Source organism: Streptomyces sp. Ru72 (assembly GCF_002920635.1).
In the GTDB taxonomy this organism is placed as follows: domain Bacteria; phylum Actinomycetota; class Actinomycetes; order Streptomycetales; family Streptomycetaceae; genus Streptomyces.
On sequence record NZ_PQSR01000108.1, the window covers coordinates 1 to 26,758 of the forward strand.

The following is a 26,758-nucleotide window of genomic DNA, read 5'->3' on the forward strand; positions in this document are numbered from 1 at the left end:
GGGCTACACCCCGAACACCCTCGCCCGTTCCCTGGTGACCTCGCGCACCCGGTCGATCGGGCTCGCCGTGTCGGCGATCAGCAACCCGTACTTCACGGAGATCCTCCAAGGCGTGGAGGCCGCCGCACTGAAGCACGGCTACAGCCTGCTCATCGCCGATCCGCACGACGACCCGGAGCACGAGCGCAAGGTGGTCCAGCTGCTGCACGAGCGCCGCGTCGACGGCCTGATCGTCGCGCCCTCGGCGGACCCGCGCGGGCTGCTGGCCCTTCTGGGACGGCACGGCGTACCGACCGTGTTCCTGGACCGGCTGGTCGACGGCATCCCCGACCCCGCGGTCACGGACCGGCAGGACGCGACCCTCCACGACGGCGCCCAGGAGGAGGCGGCTGCCGGGCACACCACCGGGGCCGGGGACGCCACCGGGACCGGCGAGGCGGCCGAGCCGGGGAAGTCCACCGCCGCGGCCTTCCGCTTCGACCAGGTCTGTGCCGAGAACGCCGAGCCCATGGCCCACCTCGTCAGCCACCTCGTCCAGCTCGGCCACCGGCGTATCGGCCTCGTCGCGGGCCTGCCCGGCCTCAGCACCACCTCCGAGCGGATCAGCGGTTACCGGCACGCCCTGGCGGCCGCAGGGCTGCCGTACGACGAGCGGCTGGTGGTCCACGGCGACTCCGCGGCCGAGGGCGCCGAACGCGCCACCACCGCCCTGCTCACACTCGCGGCGCCGCCCACCGCCCTGGTCACCGCCAACAACGCGATGACCATCGGAGCGCTGCGCACCCTGCGCACACGGGGCCTGTCCGTACCGGACGACCTGGCGCTGGCCTGCTTCGACGACTTCCCCTGGGCGGATCTGTTCTCCCCCCGGCTGACCGCTGTCTCCCAGCCGAGCCGGGAGATCGGCGCCCGGGCCGTACGGCTCCTCCTGGACCGGCTCGAGGCGCCGGACCGTCCCTCCCGCACCCTGCGGCTCCGCTGTGCGTTCGTCCACCGCACGTCGTGCGGCTGTCCCGACACCCCGTCCCAGAAGGGAACCCTCTCGTGATCGTCGTCGCCGGTGAGGCCCTGATCGACCTGGTCCCGCAGGGCCGGGGCGCGCTCGCACCGTTGCAGCCGGCACTGGGCGGCGGCCCGTACAACACCGCCGTCGCGCTCGGCCGCCTGGGCTCCCCCACCGCCTTCTGCTCCCGTACCTCCTACGACGCCTTCGGCGAGGCCCTGCTGGACGGGCTGCGCCGGGCGGGCGTGGACGTGTCGGCCGTACAACGCGGAACCGAGCCGACCACGCTGGCGGCCGCCACGATCGATGAGCACGGCTCGGCCAGCTACTCCTTCTACGTCGAGGGCACCGCCGACCGGCTCTTCACGGCACCGGCGCGCCTCCCCGAGGGCACGCGGGCCGTGTCGTTCGGTACCTGCTCGCTGGTCCTGGAACCGGGGGCGAGCGCGTACGAGGAACTGATGCGCAGCGCCGCATCGCAGGGTGTTTTCACCGCCCTCGACCCGAACATCCGCGCAGGCCTGATCCCGGACCCCGACGCCTATAGGGCTCGTTTCAAGAGCTGGCTGCCGTCGGTCTCGCTGCTCAAGCTCTCGGCGGAGGACGCCGCGTGGCTGGGCGGCAGCCCGCGGGAATGGCTCGCCTCCGGCCCCGCCGCCGTGGTGGTCACCCATGGCGGCGACGGAATCACGGCGTACACCGGGGAGGGGGCGGAGTACTCCGTGCCGGGGGTGCGGGTCGGCGTCGTGGACACGATCGGAGCGGGCGACACCGTCAACGCGGCACTGCTGCACGGCCTGGCCGCCCGCGACGCCCTCTCCCCCGCCGCCATGGCGAGCCTGGGCGCCGACGGCTGGGCGGAACTGCTGGGCTTCGCGGCCCGCGCCGCGGCGATCACCTGCTCCCGGGCCGGCGCGGAACCACCCTATGCGTCCGAACTCGCGGGCTCTTAGCTCCTGGCAACGAGTCGGCCGCCCTGCCGCTGCCGTTCGTGAAGCCGCAGGGGCAGGGCGGCCGACTCTGCGACGTGCGGTGCCCCGCGGGGAGTTCCCGCGGGGCACCGCACGTTCGGGATGTGTCAGGCCTTGCGTGCCCGCGTGGTCTTCTTCGCGGGTGCCGCCTTCTTCGCGGTGGTGGCGGCCTTACCGGTCGCCGTGTTGTTGGCGGTCGTCACGGCCTTGGCCGTCGCCGTCTTCCTCGAGTTCGAGCCGGCCGCGACCGCCTTCCTGGCCGCCGTGCTTCGCGGTGCCCTCACCGAGGTGGCGTCGCTGATGCGCTCGGCGCCGAGGATCTCGCGCAGGAACTTGCCGGTGTGGCTGGCCGGGATGCCGGCGACCTCCTCCGGTGTCCCTTCGGCGACCACCAGACCGCCGCCCGCGCCGCCCTCCGGCCCCATGTCGACGACCCAGTCGGCGGTCTTGATGACGTCGAGGTTGTGCTCGATGACGATGACCGTGTTGCCCTTGTCGACCAGGCCGCCGAGCACCTTGAGCAGCTTGCTGATGTCCTCGAAGTGCAGGCCGGTTGTCGGCTCGTCCAGAACGTAGACGGTGCGCCCGGTGGACCGCTTCTGCAGCTCGCTGGCCAGCTTCACACGCTGGGCCTCACCGCCGGACAGGGTCGTCGCGGACTGGCCGAGCCGGACATAGCCGAGACCGACGTCGTTCAGCGTCCTGAGGTGACGGGAGATCGCCGGGACCGCCTCGAAGAAGTTCATGGCCTCCTCGATCGGCATGTTCAGGACGTCGGCGATGGACTTGCCCTTGTAGTGGACCTCCAGGGTCTCCCGGTTGTAGCGGGCGCCGTGGCAGACCTCGCACGGGACGTAGACGTCCGGGAGGAAGTTCATCTCGATCTTGATGGTGCCGTCGCCCGCGCAGTTCTCGCAGCGGCCGCCCTTGACGTTGAAGGAGAAGCGACCGGGCTGGTAGCCCCGGACCTTCGCCTCGGTGGTCTCGGCGAACAACTTGCGGATGTGGTCGAAGACGCCGGTGTACGTCGCCGGGTTCGAGCGCGGGGTGCGGCCGATGGGCGACTGGTCGACGTGCACGACCTTGTCGACGAGGTCGTCGCCGTCCACGCGCGTGTGCCGCCCGGGGACGTTCCGAGCGCCGTTCAGCTCACGGGCCAGGTGCGTGTACAGGATGTCGTTGACCAGCGTCGACTTGCCGGAGCCGGACACACCCGTGACCGCCGTGAACACGCCCAGCGGGAAGGAGACGTCGATGTCCTGGAGGTTGTTCTCCCGGGCGCCGTGCACCGTCAGCTGCCGCGAGGGGTCGCGGGGACGCCGGATGTCCGGCAGCGGGATCGCCTTCTTGCCCGACAGGTACTGACCGGTCTGCGACTCGTCGTTGGCGAGCAGCTCCTTCAGGGAGCCGCTGTGCACGACCTTGCCGCCGTGCTCGCCCGCGCCGGGGCCGATGTCGACGACCCAGTCGGCGGTCTTGATGGTGTCCTCGTCGTGCTCCACCACGATGAGCGTGTTGCCCATGTCCCGCAGCCGGACCAGGGTCTCGATCAGCCGGTGGTTGTCGCGCTGGTGCAGGCCGATGGAGGGCTCGTCGAGCACGTACAGCACGCCGACGAGGCCGGAGCCGATCTGGGTGGCCAGACGGATGCGCTGGGCCTCGCCGCCCGAGAGGGTGCCGGCCGCGCGGTTCAGCGAGAGGTAGTCCAGGCCGACGTCGACCAGGAACCGCAGCCGCTCGTTGACCTCCTTCAGGACCCGCTCGGCGATCTTCTTGTCCCGGGCGTCGAGCTTCAGCTCGCGCAGGAAGTCCGCGCAGTCGCTGATCGACATCGCGGACACCTCGGCGATCGACTTGCCCATGATCGTGACCGCGAGGACGACCGGCTTCAGACGGGTGCCCTGACAGCTGGGGCAGGGCACCTCGCGCATGTAGCCCTCGAAGCGCTCACGGCTCGCGTCGCTCTCGGCCTCGCTGTGCCTGCGCCGCACGAAGGGCACCGCGCCCTCGAAGGGCGTGGTGTACACACGCTCACGCCCGTACCGGTTGCGATAGCGCACCTCGATCTGCGTCTTGTGGCCGTAGAGCAGGGCCTTCTTGGCGCGCTGCGGCAGGCCCGCGAAGGGGATGTCCGTGCGGAAGCCGAGCGCGTCGGCGAGGGCGCCGATGAGGCGGCCGAAGTAGTCCTTGGTGTGCCCGTGCGACCAGGGGTGGATGGCTCCCTCGTCGAGGGTCTTCTCCTCGTCGGGGACGATCAGCTCCGGATCGACCTCCATGCGCGTGCCGATGCCGGTGCACTCGGGGCAGGCGCCGAAGGGCGAGTTGAAGGAGAAGGAGCGGGGTTCCAGCTCCTCGAAGGACAGGTCGTCGTACGGGCAGTAGAGGTGCTCCGAGTACATGCGTTCGCGCTCGGGGTCGTCCTCGGGGAGGTCGACGAAGTCGAGCACGACCATGCCGCCGGACAGGGCGAGCGCGGTCTCCACGGAGTCGGTGAGGCGGCGCTTGGCCGAGTCCTTCACCGTGAGGCGGTCGACGACCACCTCGATGGTGTGCTTCTCCTGCTTCTTCAGCGTGGGCGGGCTGGACAGCTGGATCGTCTCGCCGTCCACCCGGGCGCGGCTGTAGCCCTTGGTCTGGAGGTCGGCGAAGAGATCGACGAACTCGCCCTTGCGCTCGCGCACCAGCGGCGAGAGCACCTGGAAGCGGCTCCCCTCCGGCAGCTCCAGGACCTTGTCGACGATGGCCTGCGGGGACTGGCGCGAGATCGGGCGGCCGCACTCGGGGCAGTGCGGCTTGCCGATGCGCGCGAAGAGCAGACGCAGGTAGTCGTAGACCTCGGTGATCGTGCCGACCGTTGAGCGGGGGTTGCGCGAGGTCGACTTCTGGTCGATCGAGACGGCCGGCGACAGGCCCTCGATGAAGTCGACGTCCGGCTTGTCCATCTGCCCGAGGAACTGCCGGGCGTACGAGGACAGCGACTCCACGTAGCGGCGCTGCCCCTCGGCGAAGATCGTGTCGAAGGCCAGCGAGGACTTGCCCGACCCCGACAGGCCCGTGAAGACGATGAGCGCGTCGCGTGGCAGGTCGAGCGAGACATTCTTCAGGTTGTGCTCGCGCGCTCCACGGACGATGAGACGGTCGGCCACGCCGGTCCGCACCTTTCTTGAGAGAAGCGACAGGGGCGAGGCCCCCGCTTTCCCAGACTAGGGGGAGCCACTGACAACGCCGGTCGGATTCCAGGGTTCACAACAATCCCGGGCCATCCAGCATGCCCGACGCCGGACTCGACCATATAGCACGTGCATTCGATTTGCGGCCCTGGTCCGCCTCCTTCACCCGAAGGAGTGGCGGGGCTAGGGTCGGCGTCATGATGGATCACGCGCGCGACCTGGCATCTGTACGTGAGGCGACCGAGCGGCTGCTCTCCGCAGCCGCCAAACTGGACAACGCCGTTGTGGCCGAACCGTCACGGCTGCCCGGCTGGAGCCGCGGCCATGTGCTGGCCCACCTCGCCCGCAACGCGGACGCCCTCGTGAACGCGCTGCAGGGGCGCCCCATGTACGCCTCGGCCGAAGCCCGGGACGCCGACATCGAACGGGACGCCGCACGGCCCCTGGACGTCCAGCTCGCCGACCTGCGCGAGAGCGAGGCCCGCTTCCAGGAGGCGGGAGCCGCGCCCGCCGACTGGTCGCGCACGGTGGAGCTGCGCAACGGGGTCACCGACAAGGCGGCCCGGGTGCCGTTCAGGCGCTGGGTCGAGGTGGAACTGCACCATGTCGATCTGGGGATCGGGTACGAGCTGGAGGACCTGCCTGCGGAGTTCGTCGAACGGGAGATCGACTTCCTCGCGCAGCGGTTCACCGGACATCCCGATGTGCCGCCGACGCGCGTCACCGACGGCACGCGCGCGTGGAGCACGGGGCGCGAGGCGGCCGAGCCCGAGGTCACCGTCCGGGGCCCCGCACCCGACCTGCTCGGCTGGCTCTCCGGCCGCCGCGACGGAGCCTTTCTCACCGCCGAAGGAGGGCCACTGCCGACGCTTCCGCCGCTGTAGTGCTCGGACGGCCGCCGCGGTCCCTCGCCGCTATAGGCTGCGGACATGACGTACAGCGGAGAGGTGACGGTCGGCGGCCCGGCGGATGTGCACGAGCTGAAGGACCTGATGATCACCAAGATCGCGGTCGGCCCGATGGACAACAACGCCTATCTGCTGCGCTGCCGCGCCACCGACGAGCAGTTGCTGATCGACGCGGCCAACGACGCCAGGACGCTCCTCGGCATGATCGGTGACGACGGCATCGCGTCGGTCGTCACCACCCACCGGCACGCCGACCACTGGCAGGCGCTCGCCGAGGTCGTGGCGGCCACGGGTGCGCGCACGTACGCGGGCCGGGACGACGCCGAGGGCATTCCCGTGCCGACGGACGTCCTCGTCGACGACGGGGACACGATCCGGGTGGGGCGCGTGGAACTCACCGCGCGCCACCTGGTGGGCCACACGCCCGGCTCGATCGTCCTCGTCTACGACGACCCGCACGGCCACCCGCATGTGTTCACCGGGGACTGCCTCTTTCCGGGCGGTGTGGGCAACACACACAAGGACCCGAAGGCCTTCGCCAGCCTGATCCACGATGTCGAGACGAAGATCTTCGACGTGCTGCCGGACGAGACCTGGGTGTACCCCGGCCACGGCAACGACACCACGCTGGGCGACGAGCGCCCGCACCTGCCGGAGTGGCATGCCCGCGGATGGTGAACCGGCCGTGGCACGCGCGCGGCTGGTGACAGCCGGCCGGGTGCGCCCGGCGTGGCAGTCGGGCGCACGCGCCCCGTGTGAACCGTTCGCACGCGCTGGTCTTGTGCGCGCGCTCCCGGCGCACCCAATGGTGCAGTCCACTGGAAGCAGCCCCGCACAGGATGACAGCTCCTGCGCGGTGACGGGCCGCCGGTCCCCCGATCCCCGCCCTCGACCGGCGGCCCCGGCCCGCGTTCCGTCCCAGCGTTCACAGGAACGCAACACTCGTTCCCACCATGCGGACAGTTGCTGACCTGACCTCGACAAACAGGGCGCCGCGCTGCCAATCTCCCGCCATGCATCTCGCCCAACGCGCCCTGCGCCGCGCCGCGTCCGGCGCCACCGTCGCCCTGCTCGCCCTCGCCGTGGGCTGCGCCCCGCAGCCGGAGGAGAACGCTTCCCCCAAGGCCTCCGGGACGGGCGCCCAGACGTGCGCGAAGGGCGAGTTGGCCACGAAGACGTCCGGAAAGCTGACGATCGCGACCGACGAGCCCGCCTACGAGCCCTGGTTCAAGGACGACAAGCCGGCCAACGGCAAGGGCTTCGAGTCGGCCGTCGCCTACGCCGTGGCGCAGCAACTCGGTTACGGGCAGAGCGCCGTCGTGTGGCAGACCGTCCCCTTCAACAAGGCCTTCGCGCCCGGGGAGAAGACCTTCGACTTCGACATCAACCAGGTGTCGATCAGCGCCGAGCGCAAGAATGCCGTGGACTTCTCCTCCGGCTACTACGACGTCCGCCAGGCCGTCATCGCACTGAAGGGTTCCAGGGCCGCGAAGGCGAAGAGCGTCGCGGACCTGAAGGACGTCAAGCTGGGTGCGCAGGTCGGCACGACGAGCCTCGACTACATCACCGACGTGGTGAAGCCGAAGCAGCAGCCGGCCGCGTACGCCAAGAACGACCAGGCGAAGTCGGCCCTGAAGAACGGTCAGGTCGACGCCATCGTCACCGACCTGCCCACCGCCTTCTACATCACCGCCGCAGAGGTGACCGACGCGAAGATCGTCGGCCAGTTCGAGAACCAGGGCGGGACGCCCGAGCAGTTCGGGCTCGTCCTCGACAAGGGCAGCGCGCTCACGCCGTGCGTGACCTCCGCCGTGGACGCCCTGCGCAAGGACGGCACCCTGGCCAAGCTGGAGAAGCAGTGGCTGTCCGACGCCGTCGACGCCCCGGTGCTCAAGTGACCGCCGTCGAGGAGGAGTCGGGAGAGGACTCCGGCGAAGCCGGTATGCCGGGCACGGGGGTCGTGCCCGGCGGGGACGACACGTACGTCCCCTCGCAGCGGCGGATCGAGCGCGAGCGCCACAAGCGCGCACGCGCCCGGCGCGCCACCGCGATCGCGGCACTGTCGACGCTGGTCACCGCGGGCGTCGCGTACTTGGTCATCGTCAACGCGCCCGGCTGGCCGCGCACCAAGGAGACGTTCTTCAACGCAGATTACGCGCGCGAGGCGCTCCCGAAGGTCCTCGACGGGCTGTGGCTCAACGTGCGTCTGCTGCTGGTGTGCGGTGTCGCGGTACTCGTCCTCGGCATGCTGATCGCCGTCGCCCGTACCCTGCGCGGGCCGGTGTTCTTCCCGCTGCGCGCCCTGGCCGCCGCGTACACGGACTTCTTCCGTGGACTGCCCCTGATCATCAACCTGATGATCGTGGTCCTGGGCGTGCCCGCGCTACGGCTGCAGGGCGTGACCGTCGACCCGGTGCTGCTCGGCGGGACGGCGCTCACGCTCACCTACTCGGCTTACGTGGCCGAGGTGTTCCGAGCCGGCATCGAGTCCGTCCACCCCTCGCAGCGCGCCGCGGCCCGCTCACTCGGTCTGACGAACCGCCAGGCGCTGCGCCATGTGGTGCTTCCCCAGGCAGTACGCCGTCAGGTGCCGCCGCTGCTCAACGATCTGGTGTCGCTCCAGAAGGACACCGGGCTTGTCTCGATCGGCGGCGCGGTGGACGCCGTCCGGGCCTCCGACATCATCGTGGGCCGGAGCCTCAACTACACGCCGTACATCGTCGCGGGGCTCGTCTTCGTGGCGCTGACCATCCCGATGACCCGCTTCACGGACTGGGTGACCGCCCGGATGGACCGGCGGCGGGCGCAGGGAGGGAACCTGTGAGCGACATCCTCGAGAAGTCCGATGCCGCATCCGGTGCGCCGGGCGGCACCCCCGTGCTGCGCATGGAGTCCGTCCGCAAGACCTTCGGCGACTCGGTCGTGCTGCGGAACGTCGATCTGGAGGTCGCCCCGCACACGGTGACGGCCCTGATCGGCGCTTCCGGCTCGGGCAAGTCGACGCTGCTGCGCTGCGCGAACCTCCTGGAGGAGATCGACGACGGCGCCATCTGGCTGGACGGCGAGGAGATCACCGACCCCCGTGCCGACCAGGACGCCGTACGGCGCCGGATCGGCGTCGTCTTCCAGGCGTACAACCTCTTTCCGCACATGACCGTCCTGGAGAACATCACGCTCGCCCCGCGCCGGGTGCACGGCGTCGCCCGGGCGACGGCCGAGGAGCACGCCCGCGAGCTGCTGGGGCGCCTCGGACTCGCCGCCAAGGCGACCGAGTACCCGGACCGGCTCAGCGGCGGCCAGCAGCAGCGCGTCGCGATCGTGCGGGCGCTTGCCGTGCGCCCCCGGCTGCTGCTCCTGGACGAGATCACCGCGGCCCTGGACCCGGAGCTCGTGGGCGAGGTCCTCAGCGTCGTCCGGGATCTGAAGGACGACGGCATGACCATGGTGCTCGCCACCCACGAGATGGGCTTCGCCCGCGAGGTCGCGGACCAGGTCTGCTTCCTGGAGGGCGGCGTGGTCCTGGAGCGCGGTACGGCGGAGCAGGTCTTCGGCGATCCGCAGCAGGAGCGCACACGGCGCTTCCTGCACCGGATCGTGGAGGCGGGGCGGCTTTGAGGCAGGGGTGCTCCCCCGCGGTCACGCCTCCGTCCGCCCCGCCCCCGCGAGCGTCGCGACCCGCTCCACGGCGAACGCGTATCCCTGCACCCCGCACCCGGCGATGACCCCGTCGGCCCTCAGGGACACGTAGGAGTGGTGCCGGAACTGCTCACGCTGGTGGATGTTGGAGATGTGGACCTCCACCACCGGGAGCCCGTCACAGGTGTTGAGGGCATCGAGGATCGCTACGGAAGTGTGCGAGTAGGCGGCCGGGTTGATCACGATGCCTGCGTGGTTCAGGCGCGCCTCGTGGATCCACTCCACCAGCTCGCCCTCGTGGTTGGACTGCCGGAAGTCCACCGTGCCGCCGTAGGCGGCCGCCGCCTTCACACACAGTGCCTCGACGTCCGCCAGCGTGTCGGAGCCGTAGATCTCCGGCTGTCGCTGCCCCAGGAGGTTCAGGTTGGGGCCGTTGAGGATCATGATCGGGGCGTCGGCGAGGGTGCGGGGCACATTTCCTCCGGTCCGTTTCAGGTCTTCCGGTCCTGGGCGGACCGCTGATCAGCCCCCGGTCTATCACGAGGCGCCGAGCGCGTGACTCGGCCCGGTACCGGCTGGGGCAGGGACCGCGCGCGGAGAGTCACGCCTGGCGCATCGCCGACACCCACTGACCACGCCGTTCGCTCGGGCGCACGCCCGCCCCATCGGTCGCGACGCAGAGCCCCCGTGCGCCCCCGTAGCGGGCGGTTACGCTGGGTAGCTGATGCAGCATGCACGATGCACGCTCGGTAAGGGCTCCTTCCATGCTCCGGCTCGCAGCCGCCTCGCTCGCCGGAACGGCCGTCGAGTTCTACGACTTCTTCGTCTACGGGACTGCGGCCGCGCTGGTCCTCGGCCCGCTGTTCTTCCCGACGTTCTCCCCGGTGGCGGGCACACTGGCGGCGTTCGGGACCTTCGGGGTCGGCTTCGTGGCGCGGCCGCTCGGCTCGGTGCTGTTCGGACACATCGGGGACCGGCGCGGGAGACGGCCGGTTCTCATCGCCTCCCTGGTGCTGACCGGCACGGCGACGGTGGCGGTCGGCTGTCTTCCGACGTACGAGGTGATCGGTACGGCCGCTCCCGTGCTCCTTCTGGTCCTGCGGTTCCTGCAAGGTCTGGGGCTCGGCGGGGAGTGGGGCGGTGCGGTGCTGCTGACCGTGGAGCACGCGCCCGCCGGGCGGCGCGTGCTGTGGTCCAGCTTTCCGCAGATCGGCCCGTCGCTGGGTTTCCTGCTGGCCAATGGCGTGATGCTGGGGCTGTCGGCGACGCTGTCGGATGCGCAGTTCGCCTCCTGGGGGTGGCGGATTCCCTTCTGGGCGGCGGGGGTGCTCGCGACGACAGGTCTGTGGCTGCGCAGCGCACTCGCCGAGAGCCCCCTCTTCCTGGACATCGACGACCACGCACGCGTGCCCCTCGTCGAGGTCGTGCGGCGCCACTGGCGGCTCGTCCTGCTGACGGCCGGCGCACTCGCGATCGGGTACGCGGTCTTCTACACCACGACGACCTGGTCCCTGGCGTACGCCACGGAGCGGCTCGGCGTGAGCCGTACGGTCATGCTGGCCTGCGTCATGGCCACCGTCGCGGTGCAGGGGATCCTGACCCCGTTGTTCGCCCTCGTGGGTGACCGCTACGGGCGGCGTCCACTGTGTCTGACGGGCTGTGCCTGCACCGCGCTGTGGATGTTCCCCATGGTGGCGTTGCTCGCGACCGGCGAGCCCATGCTGATGCTCGTGGGGTTTCTCGGCGCGGGGCTCGCCCTCATCACCATGTTCGCCGTGATCGCCGCGTATCTGCCGGAACTGTTCGAGCCCCGGGTGCGCTGCACGGGTGCGGCCGTGGGTTACAACCTCGGCGGCGTGCTCGGCGGCGCCCTCACCCCGATCGTGGCCACCACACTGGCCGAGCGCGGGGGCCGGGTGCCCTGGGGCGTCGGCGCCTATCTGACGGCCGTGGCCCTGCTCAGCCTCGGGTGCTTCGCACTGCTGCCGGAGACCCGCCCGGTACGGGTGCCGGTGTCGGATCCGGCCCCTGGACGAGGCGTTGGGACACGATGATCGTCGCCTGTCGCGCCTGGGCTACGGGTTGACCGCCAACTCCAGGTACGCCGCGAAGACCACCAGATGAACCCCACCCTGAAGCGGCGTGGCCCGCCCGGGCACCACCGTCAGAGAGCTCACGACCACGGTCAGCGCCAGCAGCACCATGTGCACCGGGCCGAGACCGAGGACGAGCGGTCCGGAGAGCCATACGCTCGCCAGGGCGACCGCGGGGATGGTCAGGCCGATGCTGGCCAGGGCGGAACCAAGACCCAGGTTGAGGCTGGTCTGCACCCGGTCGCGGCGCGCCGACCGCACCGCGGCGATGGTCTCGGGCAGCAGCACGAGCAGCGCGATGACGACCCCGACGACGGCATGCGGCATCCCGGCCGCGGACACCCCGGATTCGATGGTGGGCGACACTCCCTTGGCGAGCCCGACCACCCCCACGAGGGCGAGACCGAGCAGGCCCAGGCTCAGGGCCGCGGTACGCGCGGACGGCGCTTCCGCATGGTCGTCCGCGTGGACCACCTCGCCATGCCGGGTGATGGGGAGGAAGTAGTCACGGTGGCGCACGGTCTGGGTCGCCACGAACAAGCCGTACAACACCAGTGAGGAGAGCGCGGCGAAGGTGAGCTGGGCCGCGGAGAACTCCGGGCCGGGCTTGCTGGTGGTGAACGTCGGCAGGACCAGGCTGAGGGTGGCGAGCGTCGCGACGGTGGCCAGGGCCGCGCCGGTGCCCTCGGGGTTGAAGACCGCGATTCCGTGACGCAGTGAGGCGACGAGCAGGCACAGCCCGACGACGCCGTTGCATGTGATCATCACAGCCGCGAAGACGGTGTCCCGGGCCAGGGTCGCGCTCTTGGCTCCGCCGTCCGCCATCAGGGCGACGATGAGCCCGACCTCGATGATCGTGACGGCGACGGCGAGAACGAGTGAGCCGAACGGCTCACCGACCCGGTGCGCGACCACTTCGGCATGGTGGACCGCGGCCAGCACGGACCCGGCGAGCACGAACGTGATCACCGCGACGACCGCCCCGGGCACGGCGCGGCCCCAGGTGAGGGCCAGCAGCACCACCGCGACGAACGGCACGACGGCCGCCCACCGCCCCGCGAGTGACCGAAGCCCCACGATCATGCGGCGATCGTCGCAGACACGCCCGGAGCCCGCATTCCGGCTCCTGCCCTCCATACGGCCCCGATGGTGGCTTCCGTCTGCATCAACGTCACCGAGTCGGTCATGGCATCTCCTGGGTACGTCCCCGTGCCGGGAACGCTCCGCACCTCGCCCGGTCGTCCGGAGGGGTGCCCGGCAAGGTGCTGGGCACCCCTGTCAGCCGCATCGGCCGCGACGCCTCACGCCTCGACGTTGTCCTTGGCAGCGCTCTGCGTGGCCTTGTGCGGCGCGCCGGCAGTCGCCTCCTGTTTCCGCGAGGCGATCAGGCTGGTGATCGTCGTGACGATCAGGACGGCACAGATCACGCCGAGGGAGACCGGGATGGAGATCTCGGGAACGTGGACCCCGGACTCGTGGAGCGCGTGCAGCACCAGCTTCACACCGATGAAGCCCAGGATGATCGACAGACCGTAGGACAGGTGGACCAGCTTCTTGAGCAGACCGCCGATGAGGAAGTACAGCTGCCTCAGACCCATCAGCGCGAACGCGTTGGCCGTGAAGACGATGTACGGGTCCTGCGTCAGGCCGAAGATCGCCGGGATGGAGTCGAGGGCGAACAGTACGTCGGTGGTGCCGATCGCGAGCATCACGACCAGCATCGGCGTCATGACCCGCTTGCCGTTCTGCCGTATCCACAGCTTGGTGCCGTGGTAACGGTCGGCCACGCCGAAGCGGCGCTCGGCGGCCTTCAGCAGTTTGTTCTCCTCGTACTCCTCGTCCTCCTCATCGGCCCTCGCCTCCTTTATCAACTTCCAGGCGGTCCAGATCAGGAACGCGCCGAACAGGTAGAAGACCCAGGAGAAGGACGCGATGATCGCGGCGCCCGCGGCGATGAAGACCGCCCGCAGGACCAGGGCTATGAGCACCCCGACGAGGAGTACCCGCTGCTGGTACTGCGACGGCACCGCGAACTTCGCCATGATCAGGACGAAGACGAACAGGTTGTCGACGCTGAGCGACTTCTCGGTGATGAAGCCGGCGAAGAACTCCCCGGCGGGCTGACCGCCGCCGAAGACGAGCAGACCCAGCCCGAACAGGCCAGCGAGGGCGATCCAGACGACCGTCCAGATCCCGGCTTCCTTGATCGATACGTCGTGCGGCTTGCGGCCGATGAAGAAGTCGACCGCGATCAGGGCGGCGAGGCCCACGATCGTCAGGACCCAGAGGGTCATAGAAACATCCACTGCGCCTCCGGCAGTACGTACGTCACGGCAAATGTCGGCGTCGTCGCCACCGGAGGTCTCTTCCACCCACCGGCGCCGGCGCGTGAACCGCCCGTTGCCGTAGGCCGACGCCCCGGGATCTGGCCTGATCCGTACTGACGGGTGCGCCGCAGCAGATAGGGAGTACTCCCCTCCGTGCCGCCAACAGTACCCGAATCACCAAGAGAAGGTAAAGCGATTGGCAAAAGAAAGGTCAAAGCGCCTGGTCAAGTGCCGCCCGTACCCCAGCGGGCAGAGAGGGACGCCTCAGCGGTTCCAGGAGCGACGGGCCTCGGCGACCTGGGTGAGCACTCGGTCGAGCACCTGGCTGCCCTTCGGAAGCCGCGGCGGCTCGTAGGTCCAGGCGTGGCCGACCCAGGGGTCCGCGAGGTGGTCGTCGGGCATCGGGGTGAGCCGCAGCAGTGAACGCCAGAGGGGGTCGAGCAGCGGCCCGTAGCCGGCGGCGTCCTCCCGGGCGGCGACCATCATCAGATGGACACCGACGTCCGGGCCTTCGTCCGCGAGGTAGCGCAGCTGGTTCACGGCCCGGTCGTCGAAGCCGTGCGGGAAGTCGTTGACGACCAGCAACTGCTGGGCCGTGTCGAGGCCGGACGGCAGGGAGTCGGACGCACCGCCCCGTACCGCCATCTGCACCAGGTCGACGCGCCGGGTGAGCCGGGACAGCACGTCGGCCACCCCCGAGGCGCCGACGGCAGGCGGAGCGGCGAGCACACCGGAGCGCACGAGGCGTGCGAGCGCGGAAGCGCCGGAGCCCGCCGGGTCGATGACGTGCACCGCGAACGCGCCGGGCGGGTACACGGCAAGCAGCCGGGACGCGTGTGTGACCGCGATGTCCATCGCGAGGCGGCGCAGCTCATCCGGGTCTACGAGCGGGTCGAGGGATCCGGAACGGCCGCTGTCGATCCACAGACCGCGCTGCAGGGGCAGCCTGACCAGCATGGGAATGCGGAGGCTCTCGCTCTCGGGCACATGCAGGTCGCCGAGGCGCACGGCCATGGGGACGGCCCCAGGTACCCGGTATCCCTGCCAGACGGGGCTGTCCCAGCGTGCGAACGCCTCGGGCAGCGCCGGTTCGACGACATCGGACTCGGCGATCAGCTGGGTGAGGTCACGGTCGAGCGCGGCTCTCGCCTGGTTGACGAGGTGGGCGTGCTTGGCCTGGGCCGCGTCCCGTGCGGCGTCGCCCTGTCCGACGAGGCGGGCACGCGGATCGGCCAGGGCCCTGTCCAGCTCCTGCTCCAGGCGCGAGTCGGCGAAGTCGACGGCGCTGCGGTACGCGGCCACCGTACGCGCCAGGTCCTCGAACATGCCCCACACCTGGTTGTACAGGCGCTCCTCCATGGACCAGCCGGTCGCGTCACCCGCGACCGGCGGCGCGGCCTGGCGACCGGGGTGGTGGTAGTCGACCGGCCCGCCGAGCGCGGGTTGTGCGACGGGGATCGGGGCGTCGGTGACGTCGTACGGCGATGCCTGCCGCGGTACCCCCGGATGCCCCTGGTGCTGCGCCGAAGCCCCGGCGCCGGGCGGACCCTGGGGAGGCGCGGAGGCGGTCGCCTGCCGTGTCCGGTCCCCGTTGGGCAGGCGCGGCGGAGGCGGGGCCACCGAGCGGGCCAGGCCCTGGACCACCGCTTCGTTGATGCCGTCCGCGAGCTGCCGGGCTTCGGGCAGGCCCTGGTCCGTGAAGAGCGCGGCGAGTCCGCCCGCGTATCCCTGGCCGACCGCACGCACCTTCCAGCCGCCCTGCCTGCGGTAGAGCTCCAGTGCGATGACTGCCGACTCGGAGTCCAGGCCGGTGATGCTGTAGCCGGCCACCTGTGAGCCGTCGAGGCCGGTGACCGCCACCGAGGGGGCGGCCACGGCGCCGAACCGCACCGGACCGCCGATGCCGGTCGGCAGCGCCAGCAGCACCGTGACCCGGTGCACGCGCTCCGGCAGGGCGTCCAGGTCGAAGGCGAGGCGGTGGTCGGCTGCCGCCTGCCTGGAAACCTCCAGACCCGGCAGGACGGGCCTGCCGGGATGAGCCACCCACTCGGTGCCGGGCACCCTGCCCTGCTCGTCGCTGAGCGTGGCCCCGGCCACGATCGGCGTGCCGGCCGACACCCGGATCTCAAGTCGGACCTGGGGAAGCGATTGGTTCTGTCCCCGGACCAGCTCGGCCGTCATCGCCTCGCCCCCCTGCGTCGCTTCGTGTGCCGGGCGTCCGGCCGCCTACAGGTGCGGCAGGATCGCCGGCATGAGGTCCTGGAAGGTGCGGCCGTTGGCCGGGGTGCCGAGAGCCGTCATCGTCCAGCCCCCGCCGACGCGGTGCACCTTCGCCATGATCTGTGCGGTGTACGCGCCGCCGCCCGCGAGCGTGTAGCGGGCCAGTTCCTGGCCGTTGGTCTCGTCGACGAGGCGGCAGAACGCGTTCTGCACCTCCTGAAACGTCTGGCCCGTGAACGAGTTCACGGTGAAGACGATCTGGTCGATGTGGACCGGGACGCGCTGCAGGTCGACAAGGATCGCCTCGTCGTCGCCGCCCTGGCCCACCCCGCCGACGAGGTTGTCACCGGTGTGCCGGACGGAACCGTCGTCGCTCACGAGGTGGCGGAAGAAGACCACGTCCACGGGCTGCTTGTCCGCGAACAGGACCGCGGACGCGTCCAGGTCGATCTCCCGGGTGCGCGAACCGAACAGCCCGCGTCGGGGAGCGGCCTGCCAGCCGAGTCCCATGCGCACCGCGGTCAGCGTGCCTCCGTCGTTCTTCTGAAGACTGATGGCCTGACCCTTGGTCAAGTTGACGGTCACGCGCTGTTCCCCTCTCGAGCGTCCCCTGTTGGCCGCGGACTCCGCGGATGTCAAAACCCTACGCAGCGGCACTGACAGTGCCGAACCCCGGCTCGCGCTTTGTGTCGGTCTTGCAACACACCGCGCGCGTGCCGGGGCCCCGGCACGGTGGCGAGGACGTCAGGCCAGGCCCGCCTCCCTCATCTGGCGCAGTTCCTTCTTCATCTCGGAGACTTCGTCGCGCAGCCGGGCCGCGATCTCGAACTGCAGGTCCGCGGCGGCGGCGCGCATCCGTTCGGTCAGCTCCTCGATCTGCTCGGCGAGTTCGGCGGCCGGGCGGTCTGTCGGGACCGTCTCCTTGACCTTCGCCTTGCCCTTGGCCGGCTTGGCCCCCTTGACGGCGTGGTTGGCGAGTGCGGGCACCGGGCTCTTGGCGCCCTTGCCGTCCTTCGCCTTGCGGTAGCCCGTGCCCAGCAGCTGTTCCGTGTCGACGTCCTCGCGGGCGATCTGCGCCACGATGTCGTTGATCTTCTTGCGGAGCGGCTGCGGATCGATGCCGTTCGCCGTGTTGTACGCGACCTGCTTCTCCCGGCGGCGGTTGGTCTCGTCGATGGCCTTCTCCATCGCCGGGGTGATCTTGTCGGCGTACATGTGGACCTGGCCGGAGACGTTGCGCGCCGCGCGGCCGATGGTCTGGATGAGCGAGGTGCCCGAGCGCAGGAAGCCTTCCTTGTCGGCGTCGAGGATCGCCACCAGGGAGACCTCCGGAAGGTCGAGTCCCTCCCTGAGGAGGTTGATGCCGACCAGGACGTCGAACTCGCCCGCCCGCAGCTCCCGCAGGAGCTCGACACGGCGCAGGGTGTCGACGTCGCTGTGCAGATAGCGCACCTGGATGCCGAGCTCCAGGAAGTAGTCGGTGAGGTCCTCGGCCATCTTCTTGGTGAGCGTGGTGACCAGGACGCGCTCGTCCTTCTCGGTGCGCTTGCGGATCTCGTGCACCAGGTCGTCGATCTGGCCCTCGGTGGGCTTGACCACCACCTCGGGGTCGACGAGGCCGGTGGGGCGGATGATCTGCTCCACGACGCCGTCCGAGCGGGAGAGCTCGTACGGTCCGGGGGTCGCCGACAGATACACGGTCTGGCCGATGCGCTCCTGGAACTCCTCCCACTTCAGCGGGCGGTTGTCCAGTGCTGAGGGCAGCCGGAAGCCGTGCTCGACGAGGGTGCGCTTGCGGGAGGCGTCGCCCTCGTACATGGCACCGATCTGCGGCACGGTGACGTGCGACTCGTCGATGACGAGCAGGAAGTCCTCCGGGAAGTAGTCCAGCAGCGTGTTCGGCGCGGAGCCGGGCTCGCGGGCGTCGAAGTGCATCGAGTAGTTCTCCACGCCGGAGCAGGTGCCGATCTGGCGGAGCATCTCGATGTCGTACGTCGTGCGCATCCGCAGCCGCTGGGCCTCGAGGAGCTTGCCCTGCTTCTCCAGCTCGGCGAGGCGTTCCTCAAGCTCCTTCTCGATGCCGCCGATGGCCCGCTCCATGCGCTCGGGGCCGGCGATGTAGTGGGAGGCCGGGAAGACGTACAGCTGCTCGTCGTCGCTGATGACCTCGCCGGTCAGCGGGTGGAGGGTGGACAGGGCCTCGATCTCGTCGCCGAACATCTCGATCCGGACGGCCAGCTCCTCGTAGACCGGGAAGATCTCGATGGTGTCACCGCGCACCCGGAAGGTGCCGCGTGTGAACGCCATGTCGTTGCGCGTGTACTGGATGTCGACGAACCGGCGCAGCAGCTCGTCGCGGTCGATCTCGTCGCCGACTCTGAGACTGACCATCCGGTCCACATACTCCTGAGGAGTACCCAGGCCGTAGATGCAGGAGACGGAGGCGACCACGATCACGTCACGACGGGTGAGCAGCGAGTTGGTGGCGGAGTGGCGCAGGCGTTCCACCTCCTCGTTGATCGAGGAGTCCTTCTCGATGTACGTGTCCGACTGAGGGACGTAGGCCTCGGGCTGGTAGTAGTCGTAGTACGAGACGAAGTACTCGACCGCGTTGTTCGGCAGCAACTCGCGGAACTCGTTGGCCAGCTGGGCGGCCAGCGTCTTGTTCGGCGCCATCACCAAGGTGGGGCGCTGAAGCCTCTCGATCATCCACGCGGTGGTCGCGGACTTGCCGGTGCCGGTCGCGCCCAGCAGGACGACATCCTTCTCACCTGCGCGGATGCGATTTTCCAGCTCGGCGATGGCCGTGGGCTGGTCACCGCTCGGCTGGTAGGGGCTGACGACCTCGAAGGGCGCCACCGTGCGTTCGATCTGTGAAACGGGCCGCATGGAATCCACCGTACGACCCCGCACTGACAACGGGGGCCGGTCACCAGTCCTGAGGGGTGCGGGAGCCCCGGTGTCCGGCGCGCGGGCCGGAGCGGGACAGCGGACGGCGCCCCGTGCCCGTGGGGGCCGGCTCGCGATGAGCCGGTACGCCGGGCTTGCGCTCGACGATCCGTCCGGGCCTGCCCATGACCATCATCGGGTCGAAGAGCACGACGACGCCGGCGAGGACCAGGAAGACGATCGGGCCGATCATCATGGGGGCGAGCAGGGACGCGGGCGAGTCACCGCCCGGGCTTCCTGCGGCGCCGTGCAGGTGGACGCTCACGGCGGCCATGCCGGTGTAGTGCATGCCGCTGACGGCGAGGCCCATGACGAGGCTCGCGCCGATGCTCCAGAGGAATCCGCGGATCTGTCCGGCCGCCCACAGAGCGGCGGTCGCGGCGACCACCGCTATGACGACGGACGCGGCGACGGTGAGGGTGTTGTACTCGAGCACGCCGTGCAGGCGCATCCCGGCCATGCCCAGATAGTGCATCGAGGCGATGCCCAGACCGGTGATGGTGCCGCCGGTGAAGAGCGCCACTCCGCTCGCGCCCCGGTAGCCCACGATGAAGACGCCGATCCCCACCATGACGACGGCGACGCCGAGGCTCGCGAAGGTGATCGCCCTGTCGTAGTGGATGGGGGTCTCCTTCACGGTGAACCCCATCATGGCGACGAAGTGCATCGTCCATATGCCGGACCCGATGGCGGCCGAGCCCAGGGCGAGCCAGCCGGCCCGCCAGGACTGGGCGACCAGCATCGATCTGGTGGTGCAGCGCAGACCGAGCGCGCCGCCGAGGCTGGCCATGAGGTACGCCACCACCGGTGTGACGAGTCCGTAGCTGAAGCCGTCGACGGTGCCCTGCATGCGCGGCTGCCCTTCCCACCCTGATGGTCTCTGAGTTGCGGAAAACACCCCCGTCCCCAGGCCGTGACGACGGTCAGGGCTGAGGCAGAGAGTATGACCCTCACCGGGACGGTCGAACGATTTTCCGGCAAAGAATCACGGCGCTCCCCCACTTGTGCGGCGCCTGTGACCAGTGTCGGGCATTTCCCGGGCCACTTGCGTCCGTGCTGCGCCGAGCCGTCGGGCTCCGGGCTGCCATTCTGGTGCTTTGCGTGTCCGACCCACCACCGGGAGTGAGCATGCACGCGCGCGTCGCCGCCACGATCATCGCCCTCTTCGGGCTCGGCGTCGCCATACTGCCCACCCCGCACGCCCGCGCCACGGGCGACCGGAGCCCGGTCGTCATCGCCCACCGCGGCGCTTCGGCGTACGCGCCGGAGAACACGCTGGCCGCGGTCGACAAGGCGGCTGCCATGGGCTTCAGCTGGGTCGAGAACGACGTGCAGCGCACCAGGGACGGCCGGCTCGTCGTCATCCACGACGCCACGCTGGAGCGCACGACCGACGTCAAGCAGCGGTTCCCCGGCCGGTCGCCCTGGAGGGTGAAGGACTTCACCGCCGAGGAGATCGCGCGCCTGGACGCGGGAAGCTGGTTCGACCCCCGGTACGCGGGCGCGCGCGTGCCGACGCTGCGGCAGTACCTGGAGCGCGTGTCCCGGCATCACCAGAACCTGCTCCTGGAGATCAAGAACCCTGAACTGTATCCGGGACTCGAGCGGCAGATCCTCAAGGTGCTCGGCAACGAGGGCTGGCTCGACGAGGGCCACCTCAGGAACCGGCTGATCGTCCAGAGTTTCAGCGCGGACAGCGTGCGGATGGTCCACGACCTGCGCCCGGGGATCACCACCGCGTACCTGGGCACGCCGCCGGCGACGGAGCTGCCGATGTACGCGCGGTTCGCCGACCAGATCAACTCGGCGCAGACCAAGCTCTCCGCCCGCTACGTCTCCGCCGTCCACGCCCTCAGGGGACCGCACGACCGAACGATGAAGGTGTTCGCCTGGAACGTCGACACGGCGGAGGCGGCCCGACGGGTGTCCGGCTTCGCCGTGGACGGCATCATCACGAACGCACCCGACGTGGTTCAGGCCGTGATCGACGCTCACTGAGCGGGGCGCGGTACGCTCGCCGGCGCATCGCGCCGCCTGTCCGCGCCCGAGCCCGTTGTCAGTGCCGCGCCGTACGGTGGGCGCATGGACAGTCATGGGCAGTACGACCAACAACTGGTGTGGGCCGTCGTCCCAACCGACATCGGCCCTCTGCTGCTGGCCGCCACACGCGAGGGCCTGGTGAACGTGGTGTTCCACGCCTCGGACACCGTGCGCGACAAGGCCTTGGAGCGGCTCGCGTCCCGGCTCGGGACCGAGCCCGTCGAGGACCCTCGCTCGCCGCTGCTGGCAGAGGCGATACGCCAGGTGAGGGCGTACTTCGCGGGCAGGCTGCACGACTTCACGCTGCCCCTGGACTGGTCCCTGATCACCGGCTTCAACCGCCAGGTACTGCGCGAACTGGCTTCCGGCGTGCCGTACGGCACGGTGGTGGGGTACGGCGACCTGGCCGGCCGGGTCGGTCAGCCGGGCGCCGCTCAGGCCGTGGGTGTGGCGATGGGGTCGAATCCGCTGCCGGTGGTGGTGCCGTGCCATCGCGTGGTCGAGAGCGGCGGTGGCATCGGTGGATTCGGAGGGGGTCTGGAGGCGAAGCGGAAGCTGCTGGCGCTCGAAGGGGTCCTGCCGGAACCGCTGTTCTGACCGGGTCGAACAGGCCAGGTGGTCTCGCCTCTCTGAGCTCGCAGGGGTTTGGCCGGGTGCGCCGCCCGCCAGAGATGAGAGAAGGCCCAGAGACAGGAGGCAGGCGCGTGCTGGTGGTGTCCGAAGAGGTGCAGGAGGCGCTGGCCGCCCGTCGGCCCGTGGTGGCTCTGGAGTCGACGATCATCGCGCACGGGCTGCCGCGCCCGCGCAATCTCCAGGTCGCGCTGGAGTTGGAGGACGTGGTCCGGCAGGAGGGCGCCGTACCGGCGACGATCGCGGTGCTGGACGGGCGGCCCCATGTCGGCCTCGGCAAGGACCAGGTGGAGCGGGTCGCGAACGAGGACGGGATCCGCAAGCTGGGCCATCGCGATCTGCCCCTCGCAGTGGCGGCGGGCGTCAGCGGGGCGACGACGGTGTCCGCGACGGCACTGCTGGCCTCCCTCGCGGGCGTACGGGTGTTCGCCACGGGCGGGCTGGGCGGGGTCCACCGGGAGTGGACGGTGACCCAGGACGAGTCCGCCGACCTCGGCCTGCTGGCGCGGACCAGGATCACCGTGGTCTGCGCGGGCGTGAAGTCGATCCTGGACGTGCCTGCCACGCTCCAGCGCCTGGAGACGCTGGGTGTGGCGGTCGCCGGATACGGCACGGACCGCTTCCCGGGCTTCTACCTGTCCGACTCCGGCCATCCGGTCGACTGGACACTGGAGACGCCGGGGCAGGTCGCGGAGGTCATGCGGGCGCAGGACGCGCTCGGCGCGCCCCAGTCGGCGCTCATCGTCGCCAATCCGGTACCGGAGGCGGAGCAGCTCGATCCGGAGCTCCACGCGCGCGTGCTCGCCGACGCGCTGACCGCGTGCGGCGAGGAAGGGGTCACCGGTCAGGCGGTCACACCGTTCCTGCTGGACTATCTGGTGCGGCACACCGACGGTGCGTCGCTCAGCGCCAACCTGGCGGCGGTACGCGGGAACGTCCGGCTCGCGGCGCGAATCGCTGCGGCCTGGGCGGGGGCGTGAGCGGGGCTCTGCTGGTCGTCGGCGACGTCGTCACGGATGTCGTCGCACGGCACCTCGGCCCTCTCGCGTCGGGTACGGACACGGCCGCCGTCATCCGCACGCTGCCCGGTGGCGCAGGCGCGAACGTGGCGTGCTGGGCGGCCCGGTGGGGGTGTCCGGACGTGCGGCTGCTCGGACGCGTCGGGGCCGATTCCGCCGCCTGGCACGAGCGAGAGCTGAGGGAGTCGGGCGTACGGCCCCACCTGGTCGTCGACGCCGAGGCCCGTACGGGAACGGTGATCTGTCTGGTGGACACGGGCGCCTCGGCGGAGCGGACGTTCCTCACGGATAGTGGGGCGTCGCTTCGGCTGGCCCCCGGTGACTGGTCGGAGGAGCTGCTCGACGGTGTCGTACGGCTGCACCTGTCGGGGTACCTGCTGTTCTCCGAGCCCAGTCGGGCGCTGGCGACGGTCGCCCTCGAAGCGGCACGTGCGCGTGGAGTGCCGGTGAGCCTCGATCCGGCATCGGCGGGGTTCCTCACCGAGCTGGGCGTGGACCGGTTCCTGGCGTTCGCCGAGGGCGTCGATGTCCTGCTGCCCAGTCGGGACGAGGCGTGCCTGCTGACCGGACTGCCCGACCCGGCGGACGCGTCGGCCAAGCTGAGCCGCCTTGTGCCCCTGGTGGTCACCAAGCAGGGTGCGCGGGGAGCTCTGGTCGCCGCGTCGGGGGCGATCGCCGCCCGGATCCCGGCGGCACAGGCCACGCCCCGGGACACGACGGGCGCGGGGGACGCGTTCACCGGAGCGTTCCTGGCGGCGCTGCTCACGGGTGCCGAGCCGGAGGAGGCGGCGACGGAAGGGTGCGAGGCGGGGGCGATGGCGGTGGAGACAGTGGGAGGGAGACCGGTGAGGCGCGTGCGGTAGCAGCGGCAGGCTCCGCCGTATCCGGCGCCTTCCCCTTCACCTCCCGGCCCTCACTCCTTCCGGCCCCACGCCGAGATCATCGGAGCGGTCGCCAGGTCCATCGTGCCGGAGCCGACGTTGGCCAGATGACGGTCGATCTCCTCGTCCGTGGCGAGGCCCGCGGAGACGAGCCGGCCGCGGATCTGCCGGATCGTCGCGGCTTCGAGCGCCGCGCAGGCCGGAGAGGTGAGAGGGAAGTAGGCGTCGGCCTCGACCCGGCTGAGACCCGCCTCCCGCAGCAGACGCGGAAGTCTGCGGCCGTAGGAGAGGTCGGCGCCACGTTCGGCGAGCAGCGTACGGAAGCCCTCGCGCAGGCGGTTGGCGAGCCGCTGCTCGGGGCCGTACTCGTCCGGGCAGCTCAGGGGCTGCAGCGCCGGGTCCGCGTCCTCGATCAGGAGGCGTCCGCCGGGGCGCAGCGCCTTGATCATGGAGTCCAAGGCCGTGTCCCTGTCCGGGACATGTACGAGTACAAGCCGGGCGTGCACGAGGTCGAAGTCCTCACCGGGGGGTTCTTCCGTGCCCACGTCGTGGGTGCGGACCTCGATCGGAGGCTGCGCGGCCTGAGCCGCCCACGAGGTGTCGATGTCGGTGGCGACGACCCGCCCGGTCGGTCCGACCTTCTTGGCGAGCCAGGAGATCACGGAGGTGCCGCCGGCGCCGACCTCCCAGCACCGCCAGCCGAGTCCGATGCCGAACCCCTCGATGTGGCGAAAGGTCGCGGGGTCGAAAAGGGCGGACAACGCCTCGAACCGGCGGCCGGCCTCGGTCTGCCGGTTGTCGAGAAGGTACCCGTCGTTGTGCGTCATGCGGAGATCATCGCAGTCGGCGGGCCGGTCCCTGCGGGGCGACGCTCCGCAGAGCATCCCCGCCCGTCCGGAGCGGCGGACAACCCGGGCACCAAAGCGGAATGTTCCGTTTCCACAGGCTTCTCCGGCGATCCCGGCGGACTGGCAGACTGGCTCGCGACGGCGCAGAGTGCGCGCGAGGAGATCCACGCAAGGAGATCCAGATGTCCATGGCAGGGAATCTGCGGAAGGTCACGAGTCTCGGCAGGGCCGGCGGCCTCCGCAAGGTGGCACGGTTGGGGCGGCGAAGTGCGCGCGTCGATCTGAGCCACCCCGCCCGTTCCCCGCTGGGCTCCGCGGTGGTCAATTGCGTGATCTATCAGGACGGCGTGCGCGTTCCAGGAGCCGGCGATCTCGTGGAGGCCGTGGAGCGGGTCCGCAAGAGCGAAGACGGTTTCGTCTGGCTGGGGCTGCACGAGCCGACGGACCAGGAGTTCGCGGGCATCGCCGAACTCTTCGACCTGCACCCGCTGGCGGTCGAGGACGCTGTGGAGGCGCATCAGCGTCCGAAGCTCGAGCGCTACGGGGACACGCTGTTCGCGGTGTTCAAGACCGTCTGCTACGTGGAGCACAAGGAGTTGACGGCGACGAGCGAGGTGGTGAACACCGGCGAGATCATGGTGTTCATCGGCCCCGCCTTCGTCATCACGGTGCGGCACGGCCGGCACGGTTCGCTCGGCCCGCTGCGCGAGGAACTGGAGGCCGACCCCCAGCAGCTCGCCAAGGGGCCGGCCGCGGTGCTGCACGCGATCGCGGACCATGTCGTGGACGACTACCTCCGCGTCACCGACGCGGTCCAGGAGGACATCGACCAGGTGGAGACGGGCGTGTTCGCGGAGAACGGCGCGCGGCTGGATCCGGGACGCATCTACCAGCTCAAGCGTGAACTTCTGGAGCTGAAGCGTGCGGTGGCACCGTTGGACCGTCCCATCCAGGAGCTGGCCACCCGGCCGATCCGGGTGATCGACCCGGAGATACAGGCGTACTTCCGTGATGTCTCCGACCATCTGCTGCGCGCCACCGAGCAGATAGCCGCGTTCGACGAGCTGCTCAACTCGATCCTGCAGGCGCATCTCGCCCAGGTGAGCGTCGCGCAGAACGAGGACATGCGGAAGATCACGGCCTGGGCCGCGCTGATCGCGGTGCCCACCATGGTCACCGGGGTCTACGGCATGAACTTCGCGTACATGCCGGAGTTGCACTGGAAATTCGGCTACCCGCTGGTCCTCGTCGTGATAGCCGTGGCCTGCCTGGTGCTGTACCGAGGGTTCAAGCGCAACGACTGGCTGTGACCCCGGCAGGGTTGCCGGGTCAGCGCGAGGCCGTCCTCGCATAGACGCTCTCGACCCAGGTGGCGAGCTGATCGTCCGTCAGGTGCTCGGCGAGGTCGGACTCGCTGATCATGCCGACGAGGCGCTTGTTGTGGATGACGGGAAGCCGGCGGATCTGGTGCTCCTCCATCTCGTGGAGCACGTCGCCGACGTCGGCGTCCGCGTCGATCCAGCGCGGCGTGCCCTTGGCCATGTCGCCCGCGGTCACGCGGGAGGGATCGTGGCCCATGGCCACGCAGCCGACGACGATGTCGCGATCGGTGAGGATGCCGCAGAGCCGCTCGTTCTCGTCGCTGATGGGCAGGGCACCGACGTTCAGTTCGCGCATCAACTGAGCGGCGCGGTCCAGCGTCTCGTGGGCGGGAATCCACTGGGCACCACGGTGCATGATGTCTCCGGCGGTGGTCATGGGTACCTCCCGGTGCCGAACAGCCGGCGCGGCACGGGACGCACCGCAGATCCCGGCGCACTTCAATTCTCGCCGGGCCTTCGGACAAGCGCACCTGGAACCACCTGACGGCAGGAGCGCGTCGGGGGCGGCTTGCGCCATCGGGTGGGTGTGTGATCAGCCGTTCCAGGCCGGGTGGCGGGGATCGTCCGCGCGGATCAGTACGTCGGCGACGGCGCCCGGGTCCGTCTCCGCCTCGTAGCGCTCGAATGCGGGCAGGGTCCAGTGTTCCGGCTCGGGCGTACGGCGACGGAGCGCGCCCGGCG

General features: G+C 70.2%; 23 protein-coding genes and 1 pseudogene. 13 read left to right on the plus strand and 11 right to left on the minus strand.

Annotated elements, in window-relative coordinates:
- Positions 1-1,048: LacI family DNA-binding transcriptional regulator (locus tag C3488_RS32975; RefSeq protein WP_103844561.1), on the plus strand; the 1,048-nt coding region annotated here is incomplete at its 5' end.
- Complete coding sequence (locus C3488_RS32980; protein ID WP_103844562.1) at positions 1,045-1,956, plus strand: carbohydrate kinase; 912 nt, start codon at positions 1,045-1,047, stop codon at positions 1,954-1,956. The genes C3488_RS32975 and C3488_RS32980, both read left to right, overlap by 4 nt.
- 125 nt (positions 1,957-2,081) lie before the next feature.
- Here C3488_RS32980 and uvrA read toward each other — a convergent pair whose 3' ends face one another.
- A complete protein-coding gene (gene uvrA / locus C3488_RS32985; RefSeq protein ID WP_103844563.1) occupies positions 2,082-5,120 on the minus strand; it encodes an excinuclease ABC subunit UvrA in 3,039 nt (1,012 codons plus the stop codon).
- A gap of 221 nt (positions 5,121-5,341) precedes the next feature.
- On the opposite strand from uvrA, the gene C3488_RS32990 reads away from it, so the two are divergent.
- The 5 genes from C3488_RS32990 to C3488_RS33010 all read left to right on the plus strand — a co-directional run bounded on the left by C3488_RS32990 (position 5,342) and on the right by C3488_RS33010 (position 9,667).
- Positions 5,342-6,028, plus strand: a complete 687-nt coding sequence (locus C3488_RS32990) for a maleylpyruvate isomerase family mycothiol-dependent enzyme (RefSeq protein ID WP_103844564.1) — start codon at positions 5,342-5,344, stop codon at positions 6,026-6,028.
- A 45-nt stretch (positions 6,029-6,073) separates the two neighbouring features.
- A complete protein-coding gene (locus C3488_RS32995) occupies positions 6,074-6,730 on the plus strand; it encodes an MBL fold metallo-hydrolase (protein ID WP_103844565.1) in 657 nt (218 codons plus the stop codon).
- A gap of 335 nt (positions 6,731-7,065) precedes the next feature.
- A complete protein-coding gene (locus C3488_RS33000) occupies positions 7,066-7,950 on the plus strand; it encodes an ABC transporter substrate-binding protein (protein ID WP_103844566.1) in 885 nt (294 codons plus the stop codon).
- Positions 7,947-8,876 (plus strand): amino acid ABC transporter permease, encoded by a 930-nt coding sequence (locus C3488_RS33005; RefSeq protein WP_103844567.1) that lies wholly within the window; start codon positions 7,947-7,949, stop codon positions 8,874-8,876. The genes C3488_RS33000 and C3488_RS33005 overlap by 4 nt, the downstream gene beginning before the upstream one ends.
- Before the next feature lie 62 nt (positions 8,877-8,938).
- Positions 8,939-9,667, plus strand: a complete 729-nt coding sequence (locus C3488_RS33010; RefSeq protein ID WP_103844583.1) for an amino acid ABC transporter ATP-binding protein — start codon at positions 8,939-8,941, stop codon at positions 9,665-9,667.
- Between the two features lie 21 nt (positions 9,668-9,688).
- Here the strand turns inward: C3488_RS33010 and aroQ are convergent, their stop codons facing one another.
- Positions 9,689-10,162 (minus strand): type II 3-dehydroquinate dehydratase, encoded by a 474-nt coding sequence (aroQ, locus tag C3488_RS33015; protein ID WP_103844568.1) that lies wholly within the window; start codon positions 10,160-10,162, stop codon positions 9,689-9,691.
- Positions 10,163-10,452: 290 nt separating this feature from the next.
- Here aroQ and C3488_RS33020 point away from each other — a divergent pair, with 290 nt between their 5' ends.
- On the plus strand, positions 10,453-11,742 hold the full coding sequence (locus C3488_RS33020) for an MFS transporter (protein WP_103844569.1): 1,290 nt from the start codon (positions 10,453-10,455) through the stop codon (positions 11,740-11,742).
- Between the two features lie 21 nt (positions 11,743-11,763).
- Here C3488_RS33020 and C3488_RS33025 read toward each other — a convergent pair whose 3' ends face one another.
- From C3488_RS33025 to C3488_RS33050, 6 genes are all read right to left on the minus strand, one after another.
- Positions 11,764-12,864 (minus strand): calcium:proton antiporter, encoded by a 1,101-nt coding sequence (locus C3488_RS33025; RefSeq protein WP_103844570.1) that lies wholly within the window; start codon positions 12,862-12,864, stop codon positions 11,764-11,766.
- 218 nt (positions 12,865-13,082) lie between these two features.
- The gene (locus tag C3488_RS33030; RefSeq protein ID WP_181139294.1) at positions 13,083-14,087 is read right to left on the minus strand and encodes a TerC/Alx family metal homeostasis membrane protein; all 1,005 of its coding nucleotides are present in this window, start codon (positions 14,085-14,087) and stop codon (positions 13,083-13,085) included.
- Between the two features lie 285 nt (positions 14,088-14,372).
- Positions 14,373-16,289, minus strand: coding sequence for a TerD family protein (locus C3488_RS33035; protein ID WP_103844572.1), 1,917 nt, complete (start codon positions 16,287-16,289; stop codon positions 14,373-14,375).
- A 45-nt stretch (positions 16,290-16,334) separates the two neighbouring features.
- Positions 16,335-16,913 carry a TerD family protein gene (locus C3488_RS33040; RefSeq protein ID WP_103844573.1) on the minus strand — a complete coding sequence of 193 codons (579 nt, stop codon included), beginning with the start codon at positions 16,911-16,913 and terminating at the stop codon, positions 16,335-16,337.
- A gap of 159 nt (positions 16,914-17,072) precedes the next feature.
- Entirely contained in the window at positions 17,073-19,217 is a 2,145-nt protein-coding gene (uvrB, locus tag C3488_RS33045; protein WP_103844574.1) for an excinuclease ABC subunit UvrB, read from the minus strand.
- A gap of 40 nt (positions 19,218-19,257) precedes the next feature.
- On the minus strand, positions 19,258-20,127 hold the full coding sequence (locus C3488_RS33050; protein ID WP_103844575.1) for an MHYT domain-containing protein: 870 nt from the start codon (positions 20,125-20,127) through the stop codon (positions 19,258-19,260).
- Positions 20,128-20,405: 278 nt separating this feature from the next.
- Here C3488_RS33050 and C3488_RS33055 point away from each other — a divergent pair, with 278 nt between their 5' ends.
- The 4 genes from C3488_RS33055 (at position 20,406) to C3488_RS33070 (ending at position 23,829) form a co-directional block, all read left to right on the plus strand.
- Positions 20,406-21,275, plus strand: a complete 870-nt coding sequence (locus tag C3488_RS33055) for a glycerophosphodiester phosphodiesterase family protein (RefSeq protein ID WP_103844576.1) — start codon at positions 20,406-20,408, stop codon at positions 21,273-21,275.
- Between the two features lie 84 nt (positions 21,276-21,359).
- Positions 21,360-21,914 carry a methylated-DNA--[protein]-cysteine S-methyltransferase gene (locus C3488_RS33060; protein ID WP_103844577.1) on the plus strand — a complete coding sequence of 185 codons (555 nt, stop codon included), beginning with the start codon at positions 21,360-21,362 and terminating at the stop codon, positions 21,912-21,914.
- Between the two features lie 107 nt (positions 21,915-22,021).
- Positions 22,022-22,927 (plus strand): pseudouridine-5'-phosphate glycosidase, encoded by a 906-nt coding sequence (locus tag C3488_RS33065; RefSeq protein WP_103844578.1) that lies wholly within the window; start codon positions 22,022-22,024, stop codon positions 22,925-22,927.
- Positions 22,924-23,829: a carbohydrate kinase family protein gene (locus C3488_RS33070; RefSeq protein ID WP_103844579.1), complete on the plus strand. Its 906-nt coding sequence runs from the start codon at positions 22,924-22,926 to the stop codon at positions 23,827-23,829. Before C3488_RS33065 ends, C3488_RS33070 begins: the two co-directional genes overlap by 4 nt.
- Positions 23,830-23,879: 50 nt before the next feature.
- Here the strand turns inward: C3488_RS33070 and C3488_RS33075 are convergent, their stop codons facing one another.
- Positions 23,880-24,674: a methyltransferase domain-containing protein gene (locus C3488_RS33075; protein ID WP_103844580.1), complete on the minus strand. Its 795-nt coding sequence runs from the start codon at positions 24,672-24,674 to the stop codon at positions 23,880-23,882.
- 203 nt (positions 24,675-24,877) lie between these two features.
- Between C3488_RS33075 and corA the strand changes: the two genes are divergently transcribed.
- Positions 24,878-26,005: a magnesium/cobalt transporter CorA gene (gene corA / locus C3488_RS33080; RefSeq protein ID WP_103844581.1), complete on the plus strand. Its 1,128-nt coding sequence runs from the start codon at positions 24,878-24,880 to the stop codon at positions 26,003-26,005.
- A gap of 19 nt (positions 26,006-26,024) precedes the next feature.
- On the opposite strand, the gene C3488_RS33085 is transcribed toward corA, so the two are convergent.
- Positions 26,025-26,453: a CBS domain-containing protein gene (locus tag C3488_RS33085; protein WP_103844582.1), complete on the minus strand. Its 429-nt coding sequence runs from the start codon at positions 26,451-26,453 to the stop codon at positions 26,025-26,027.
- Between the two features lie 156 nt (positions 26,454-26,609).
- A pseudogene (locus C3488_RS42080) lies at positions 26,610-26,758 on the minus strand (uridine kinase); the annotation flags it as partial.